General features: G+C 44.7%; 3 protein-coding genes. 2 read left to right on the top strand and 1 reads right to left on the bottom strand.

The window, feature by feature from the left end:
* Positions 1-414 precede the first annotated feature (414 nt).
* Positions 415-1599 (bottom strand): Pycsar system effector family protein, encoded by a 1185-nt coding sequence (locus K8089_RS15640; RefSeq protein ID WP_237604238.1) that lies wholly within the window; start codon positions 1597-1599, stop codon positions 415-417.
* A 52-nt stretch (positions 1600-1651) separates the two neighbouring features.
* Between K8089_RS15640 and K8089_RS15645 the strand changes: the two genes are divergently transcribed.
* Positions 1652-5329, top strand: a complete 3678-nt coding sequence (locus K8089_RS15645; protein ID WP_237604239.1) for a BamA/TamA family outer membrane protein — start codon at positions 1652-1654, stop codon at positions 5327-5329.
* A gap of 6 nt (positions 5330-5335) precedes the next feature.
* Positions 5336-9049, top strand: coding sequence for a metallophosphoesterase (locus tag K8089_RS15650; protein WP_237604240.1), 3714 nt, complete (start codon positions 5336-5338; stop codon positions 9047-9049).
* Positions 9050-9615 lie beyond the last annotated feature (566 nt).

Consider the following 9615-nt stretch of genomic DNA (forward strand, 5'->3'; position numbering starts at 1 on the left):
AATCTCAAATCTCACATCTTCCTCCGCCCCCCCTTCAAAAGCCTGTCCCGAATTTACTTCGGGAGGGGGTGAGTAGCGTCATCCAGAAGTATCGTCTTCGATTTTAACTTTCCCGTTTCGCGTTCAAATTTGTCCTACGTCCTACGTCCTACCGTCCTACGTCATCTTCATTTCGATTTCGATTTCGATTTCGATTTCAGTTTCGTCCTACGTCCTACGTCTTACCGTCCTACGTCATCTTCATTTCGATTTCGATTTCGTTTTCATTTTCATTTTCGTCCTACGTCCTACCGTCCTACGTCTAGAATCTAGCCTCTAGCATCTAGCCTCTAGCCTCTAGCCTCTAGCATCTCACATCTCAAATCTCACATCTCAAATCTCAAATCTCACATCTCAAACCTCACATCTCAAATCTCACATCTCCACATAAAAGAACGCCGCAAACGCAATCAACGAAATAATCGTTCCCGCAACAAAAATGGTATAGGTCAACCTTAAAATACGGTACTTCCTATCCAATACTTTTCCCAAGAAATACAAATCCTTGGTCAGCGATTTATACACGTAGTTTCTGTCTTTTAAAAGCTCCTCAATCGCCCACTCATACTGCTCCAATTCCATTTTGTGGAAATTCCCGAAAAAGGTTAAATTAACCGATTTATTAGCGACATCTTCCTTGGTAAATTCCCCGCGGGTAACGTTGGGGCGCGTGGCAATTACCGCCAGTATCATCGTAATAGCACTAAAGAGAATAAAAATAGCCGTCGGAATTATTAAGTAGTTGTTGTTGTCCAACTTCGAAATAAGATTAGACAGCACCAACGAAATTATAATAGCATTCACCGAAAGCATAATATTCGCCTTCGTATCGGCTATATCACTCAGCTTCATGTGGTTGCGGAGTGCCGTTCTATAAAAGGTTTGTATGCCCCGCTCCGGACTGTCGTTTTTATACTTGGCTTTTAACTTTGCCTTTACGCGTTCCTTTTGAACCTTTTCCTTCCGTTTTCTCCTACTGTTTAATAAATCGGCTAAGTTCTCTTCCTTTTCAGGCTGCCAATTTTTTAAGGCGTAATCTGTATAAAACTGATGGTCTTCCACCAAAACCTTTATATTCTCATCCTGCCATTCCTTTGAAGAGTAATTGTGTACATCTTGAAATAGGTATTCCTGCCGTAAAAACTCACTGGCCTCTTCAAAATAATCCTTCCCAAAATGCGAACTATCCGCATCGCGAATAGCTTTTTCCAAATCGTTCTTGGGGACGGTATCCTTAAATTTTGTAGCCCGAATACACTTTTCAACTCCTTCAATTATATCGGGTTCAACATCCTGTTCCTCCAAAAATTCCCGTGCTATTTTCGCACTTTCTTCCTCGTGGTTTTCACGCTTTACAATATACCCCGTGTCGTGCAGCAACGCCGCTAATCGCAGTATAGTAGCATCTTTAACATCAAATTGGGAGTTTTCAATAATTTCGTTTATACTTTTATAAACACGTTTTGAGTGGGTGTAGTTGTGGTAAACAAAAGTGTTTGGAAGCTTGTCTTTAAACAGTTTGAAGACAAAATTATCAGTAGCTTCAACAATATCGCTCATATAAATTTTTTAGGTATCCAAAGTAATAAAAATACACCCTACATATATACATATGAATAAAATTAACATCATTATAACTTTTCTTGCCACCTTGCTACTTTCGGCCTGTGCTACTTACCAACCCCTGTACACAAACGCAACAGATGCCACCGCTACTCAAATCGATCCAGATCAAGTAAACAAAACGTTTTTCTTGGTGGGCAATACGGGTCACGATGCCAATCACCTTTCAAAAGCTGTAAAATCCCTTCAAAATTATATTTCTGAAAACAATTCCGAAGACAGCTACGTACTGTTTTTAGGAAACAGTTTTTACCCTTCCGGCATGCCCCCAAAAGACGAAGCAGCAAAGGCACAAGCCGAAAAATCCATGCAACTGCAAATAGACGCCTTAAAAGGTTTTAAAGGCCAAGTGATCGTCCTTCCCGGCGATCGCGACTGGCAGGGTGGGGTAGATGGCTTAGAGTTGGAAGAAGACTTCCTAAAAGCCCGTTTTAACGATGCCGATGTCCTCCAACCCAACAACGGCTGCCCTTTGGAAAGTATTGATATTAATGACGATGTACATCTCTTGGCGCTAGATACACAGTGGTTTATAGAAGACTGGGACAAACACCCCAAGATGAACGATAAATGTCAGATTAAAACCCGCGATAAGTTCTTCCTCGAAATTGAGGGCGAACTAAAAAAGAACGCCAATAAAACCATCGTTTTCGCCATGTACCATCCCCTTATTACGAATGGCGAGCACGGCGGCAAATACCCGTTAATCCACAAAGACTTCTTTAGCACCTTTATAAAACCCGTCAAAACCCTTGGTGCTATTTCTAAGCAAGACCGCTACAACGAGCGTTATAACGATTTAATGAGCAGAATTAAAGTGCTTACCAAAGATATAAAACGCCTGGTTTTCGTTTCGGGGCAGGATAAGTCTATGCAGTATAGTGAAGAGGGCTCCCTCAAGCAAATTGTTGCTGGCTCCGGCTCTGGTGCTACAGCTGCGGCACTTGGGCAATTCGGCCAATTTGCGTACGGCCATCAAGGTTTTGCACGCTTAGATGTTACAAAAAATGGCGCTACGCAGGTAGAGTTTTACAAAGCCACCGACGATGGCGGCTATGCTACTATCTATAAAAAGGAAATCCATCCCCCAATTGCCAATTTCGATCTTGCACTGCTACACCAAAACTTCCCAGAAACGGTTAAAGCACAGGTGTATGACGATGAGTTAATAAACAAATCTGGCTTTTATAAATCCCTTTGGGGTGAACATTACAGAGATATTTACGGCACTCCTGTCACTGCCAAAACGGTACTTTTAGATACCCTCTACGGCGGACTTGCAGTAATGCGCGCTGGTGGCGGACATCAAACGCGTTCCTTGCGATTGGAAGATAAGGACGGCCGTACCTATAATATGCGGGCGCTAAAAAAGAGTGCGGTGCAGTTTTTACAAACCGTGATTATTAAGGACAAGCAGATCGAAAGCGATTTTGTAAATACAATCCCCGAAGACCTTATCCTCGATTTTTATACCGCTGCGCATCCCTATGGCGCCTTTACAATTCCGAAGCTGGCTGCTGCGGCAGATTTACTGCATACCAACCCCAAACTGTTTTACGTCCCCAAGCAATTCGCATTGGGCAATTTTAATGAAAATTACGGCGACGAATTGTATATGATAGTTGAAAGACCCGATGAAACGTTTACCGGTGCTATTTTTAACTATCCAGACGATATGGAAAGCACAGACGATCTATTCGAAAAACTTCGGGAAGACGAAAAATATACCCTCGACGAAAAGTCCTTTGTTCGCGCACGTGTGTTCGATATGCTGGTAGGCGATTGGGACCGCCACGCAGACCAATGGCGCTTTACAGAGCACAAAAAAGAAGACGGTAGCAGGTTCTATGAGCCTATCCCCAGAGACCGCGACCAAGTGTATTCCAAATTTGACGGTGCCCTGCTAGACATTGCCCGCACCTTATTTAGTACCGCCCGCCAATTTCAGGTTTATGACGAAGAGGTAAAACACACCGGCGGCCTCAACCTAGCGGGTATCAAGCTAGACCGTGCCTTATTACAGCGCGCTGGTGAAGAAACCTGGCTCGCAGAAGCAGAGTTTATAAAAAACAATATTACAGATCGAGTAATAGACAACGCCTTTAAAGATCTTCCGCTGGAAGTGCAAGATGAAACCGCTGCCGAAATAAAGCAAAAACTAAAGGGCAGACGCGATAATATTGTAAAGATCGCCGAAGAATATTACGAGCATCTCGCAAAACTGCAGATTGTAAAAGGCACCGATAAAGACGATTACTTCCAGGTTACCCGCTTGCCCGACGGAAAGACCAATATAAAAGCCTACCGTATAAAAGATGGCGAAAAAGGTTTCCTAATGCTCGACCGTACCTACGAGGCCAAATTGACAAAACAAATTTGGATCTACGGCCTAGACGACGACGATGTTTTTGAAGTGCGCGGCAAGGGCAACAACCCTATTTTTATCCGCATTATCGGAGGGCAAAACAACGATACCTATAAAATTGCCAACGGCAGAAATGTAAAGATTTACGACCAAAAAAGTAAAAAGAATACCATAGAAGAAAAAGGGGGCGCCAGTGTAAAGCTTAGCAATAACTACGATTTTAACACCTACGATTTCAAAAAGGAAATAAAATCCGTAAACCTCTTTCTCCCAACCTTAGGCTACAATCCAGACGACGGCGTTAAAATAGGGCCCTCCTATGTGCTTACAAAATATGGTTTTAAAAGAAATCCATTTTCACAGCAACACAGCATCGGACTGGGGTATTACACGGCTACCAATAGTTTTGAAGTAAATTATAAAGGTGAATTCGCAAACATCATCGGCAGTTGGAACTTTTTGCTAAAAGGGCATTTTAAAAACCCCAACTTTTCCGAAAACTTCTTCGGCTTTGGTAACGAAACCATAAACCCCGACTATGAATTCGACGCGGGAAAAGACTTCAACCGTGTGCGTATTGGCGGCTATGGCGGTTCCATTGGCATCAAAAAAGACTCCCCCTACGGCAGTATTTTTCAGTTTGAAGCCACCTTTCAAGGCGTAAAAGTGGAGGCCACCCCAGACAGATACATCACCGCCCTCACAACCCCCATCACCGAACTCGATAAAACCAAGTACTTCGCAACCCTGGAAGGTACCTACCAATACCAAAGCTACGACAACAAAGTAAACCCCACCCGAGGCATGGACTTCACCCTTGAAGCTGGAGGCACACAAAATGTTAAAGAAACCGATAATATTTTTGGATACATCAACCCGCAACTCGTTTTTTACAAGGCCATAACCCGCAATAGAAAGCTGGTTTTAAAAACCGATTTCCGTGGGCAGATTAACATCGGTAATAATTTTGAATTCTACCAAGGCGCACAATTAGGTAGCGATACCGGCCTTCGTGCCTACCGCGACGAACGCTTCACCGGAAGAACGGCTGCCGTTGGTAGTGGCGATTTAAGATATAGCTTTACTAAATTTAAAACCGCACTATTACCCGTACAAATTGGTATTTTTGGTGGTTATGATCTGGGTAGGGTATGGGTGCCCAATGATACTTCCAATGTATGGCACAGTTCCTACGGTGGGGGTTTTTGGATAAATTCTGCCGACTTGGTAAGTGGTACCTTTAACCTATTTACTGGCGATGAAGGAATGCGCTTCACCTTTGGCTTGGCGCTTTCAATGTAATTATTTATGATTTTTAAAAAGTGTTTTTATATATTTTCAACGGTTTTCCTCCTCACTTCCTGTGCTACCTATGCCCCCCAGTACAAGGAACCGGATGCAAACCCCATTTACCCTTCAAATAAAAAAATAGAAAAAACCTTTTACTTGGTTGGCGATGCGGGGCTTTCCCCTATGGGCGGAATGAACGACGCCCTCGCCACCTTTAACGAATACCTTAAAACCGAAAACACCCCAGACAATTACACCCTCTACCTAGGCGATAATATCTACCCCTCCGGCATGGACCCCCAAGGCCACCCCCGCCGAAAGGAATCGGAAAATGCGATCGATGCCCAATTCAAAGCGGTAAAAAACTACAACGGCAAAACAATCTTTATCCCCGGCAATCACGAATGGTATAACAATGGGGTAGTGGGGGTAGCCCGCGAAGAAAACTACGTAGAATCCCTCTTTCCAGAACAAGATGCCTTCCGCCCCAGCAATGGCTGCGCCCTAGAAAGCATTGCCGTAACCGATAACATCCAACTCATAATTATCGATACCCAATGGTTTCTCGAAGACTGGAATAAAAACCCCTCCATCAATAAAAACTGCGATATAAAAACCCGTGAAAAATTCTTCTTAAACCTCCAACTCGAACTTCAAAAAAACCAAAATAAAACCGTTGTCTTCGCCATGCACCACCCCATGTTTACCAATGGCAACCACGGGGGGTATTTCGCATTGGAAAAACATCTGTACCCGCTTCAAAAAAAAATACCCATGCCCATCCTATCATCCCTCGTGGTGCAAATCCGCTCCCAAGGGGGCGTCTCCGTGCAGGATAGATACAACGAGCTGTACAACAACTTAATGGACAAGCTAAAGGCCATGGTTAAAAACCACAAACAACTCGTCTTTGTGTCTGGCCACGACCACAACTTACAGTATATAGAAAAAGACGGCCTTCGGCAAATAGTCTCGGGTGCCGGCGCAAAGGAATCCTATGCCGCCACCGGTAAAGATGGCTATTTCAGTACAGGCGCCCTAGGCTTCGCCGTTTTAGATGTTTTTACCGATGGCTCCTCTTGGGTGCGCTACTTCGAAAAAGGGGAAAACTATAAACCCAAACTCCTATTTCAAAAGGAAATAATCCCAGCTCCCAAACAAGAAGACCTCTCCAAATACCCCGAAGTATTCCCACAAGAATACACCGTGCCCATTTTTAAACAAGATAGCATCCGCGAAGCCCTCTTCTTTAAAACCGTTTGGGGTGCCAAATACAAAAACGCATACTCCCAACCCGTTACCGCTCAAGTAGCCTCCCTCGATACGCTCTATGGCGGCCTCCACGTGTTGCAACAAAACAAAGACGCCGATTATAAATCCCTCCTGCTACAAGATAATTACGGCAATAAATACCGCATGCGCGCCATGGGCAAAAACGCCCTGCAAATTGCCCGGAAACTACAGCTTAACGAAGCTAAAAACCAACCCGCCAGCCCCGAAAAAGTAGAATCCCCATCGGTAAAAGGCCAAGGTTTTAATTTCTATACCGCCACCCATCCATACGCTATTATGGCCGTTCCAGACCTGGCCCGCGCCATCAATGTGTTTTATACCACCCCACAACTTTACTACGTCCCCAAACAAAAACGCCTGGGTAATTACAACGATAATTTTGGCGACCAACTTTACCTTATCGCAGTGGAACCTTCCGAAAAGAGTGAAGGGGAGGGGCTGTTTAAATATCCAGACGACGTAGAAACTACAGACGATATTCTCATCAAAATCCGAAAAACAGGCGATGTATATGTCGATGAGGAAAACTATATCAAATCCCGCCTCTTCGATATGCTTATCGGTAACTGGGACCGCGAGCCCAACCACTGGCAATGGGCCGAATACTTCAACCGCTATAAAAAGAATGTCTTTGTCCCCATCCCCAATAACCGCGATAATGCCTTTTCTAGCTTTGAAGGTAATATCTTCGATTTCACCCGCTCCCTCTTTAGCGGTAGCCTACAACGTCACGTATATGGCGAAAATCTAACCAATCTAGCCTGGTTTAATAAGGAAGGGGTTATCCTCGATAGAGCCCTCCTCCGAAACTCAGGCCGCTCCCAATGGAAATTCTTGGCCGCACAAATTCAAGATAGTATCACCGATGCCGTAATCGACAAGGCCTTTAACAACATCCCCCCACAAGTGCAAGACGAAGCTCTAGCCGAAATAAAGAAAAAACTAAAACTCCGAAAAGCCCAACTGGTAAACATAGCCGATAACTACTACACCTACCTCTCCACCTTACAAACCATAGTGGGTACAGACTATAACGACCAATTTGAAATAACCCGCCTCCCAGACGGTAAAACAAACGTTCGTAGCTTCACCACTATGCAAGGCATTAAGTCCGATACGCTTTTAAACCGCACCTACTCCCATAAAGACACGAAGGAACTCTGGATCTATGGCCTGGGAGGAAAAGATAAGTTTACCGTCAATGGCAACCACGACCCCCGTATCTTTATCCGTATTATTGGCGGCCACGATCAAGATACCCTCGCCCTTAACGAAGGGAAAGCAGTTAAGGTTTACGACTTTGAAGACACCCCCAGCATTGTACAGACAAAAAAAGGGGGCAACCTACGTCTTACCAATGTGTATAACCTTAATACCTACGACTACCGAAAACAAATTGAACGCTCCCAAAACCTCCTCTCCGCCATTGGCTATAACCCAGACGATGGCTTCCGGGCCGCCCTACAGTACAACTATACGGTAGAGAGCTTCCAACGCAACCCCTTTTCACAACAACATATATTTAATGCAGCCTACTTCACCGATATCAATAGCTTCGAGATTTCCTATTCCGGCGAATTTGCCAATATAAAAGACGACCTAAACCTTAGCTTTGGTGGCCGATATACCAGTTCCAATTTTACGATGAATTATTTTGGTCTCGGTAACGAAACGGTAAACCAACAACAGGATAAAGGCTATGAATACAATAGGATAGAAGTGCAACACATCTCCGGAAACGTCGGCCTCCTGCGCAATAGTAACTTCGGTAGCTTCTACAAACTGCAAACCACCTTCGATGCCTACGAAGTAAACAACTCATCATCCAATTTCATTTCTACGGTCAACCTACAAAACAAAGGCGAAACCAGCTACTTCGGTACCCTCGAAGGCATCTACCACTACCGCAGTTTCGACGATGCCCTAAACCCAACCATCGGTTTGATGTTCGACCTAAACCTTGGGGTCACCGACAACCTCGAAGATATGGACGATGTTTTTGGCTTTCTAAAAACCCGCCTTGGCTTCTACAACTCCCTAGTTCGTAACCGCACCCTCGTCCTAAAAACCAACCTGCGATACCAACTTAACCTCGGTACCAAATACCAATTCTACCAAGCCGCAAACCTCGGTGGCCACAACGGCCTGCGAGGTTTCCGCGAACAGCGCTTTACGGGTAAATCGTTTCTGGTGGGTAGTGCCGACCTACGCTACAGCCTGCCGCAATTTAAAATCGGACTCATCCCATTTCACTTTGGGGTGTATGGCGGATTCGACCTGGGAAGGGTATGGCTGCCACAGGAAAATTCCGAAAAATGGCACAACTCCCGCGGCGGTGGCTTCTGGATCAACGGCTCCGGCGGCCTAAATGCCAACCTAAGCCTGTTTAATTCTAAAGAAGGGACTAGGCTGACTTTTGGGCTTGGGTTTGATTTTTAGCAGAACATCCCCCCCTGCCCCCCCTTCTAAAGCCTGTCCCGAATTTACTTCGGGATGGGGGTGAGGTGTAGGCGACTTCGTTTCAACTGTCCAAACATCCCCCCTGCCCCCCCTTCAAAGTGGGGGTGAGTAGCGTCTTGATTGCTACTGAGATCATTTATTTACACATGCCAAAGCTTTGAGTATTGACAAATTGTCCTACGTCCTAAGTCTTACCGTCCTACGTCATCTTCCCTACGTCATTTTCCTCTTCCTCTTCATCTTCATTTCGATTTCGGTTTCGATTTCGTCCTACGTCCTACGTCCTACCGTCCTACGTCATCTTCATCTTCATCTTCGATTTCGATTTCGATTTCGATTTCGGTTTCGATTTCGATTTCGTCCTACGTCCTACGTCTTACCGTCTTACGTCATTTTTAACTTTATCTCTATTTTTTAGTACCACCGCGCTCCTTCCCCTTCGAAATAATGTAATTTGAAAGAATCAAGTTCCTTGAAGGGGAAGGTGGCAGCTGGGCAACAATGTTCCATCATACTTCCAAATCTCAATCCCAGCTGACGGAAGG

Source organism: Aequorivita vitellina, assembly GCF_022008365.1.
GTDB lineage: Bacteria > Bacteroidota > Bacteroidia > Flavobacteriales > Flavobacteriaceae > Aequorivita > Aequorivita vitellina.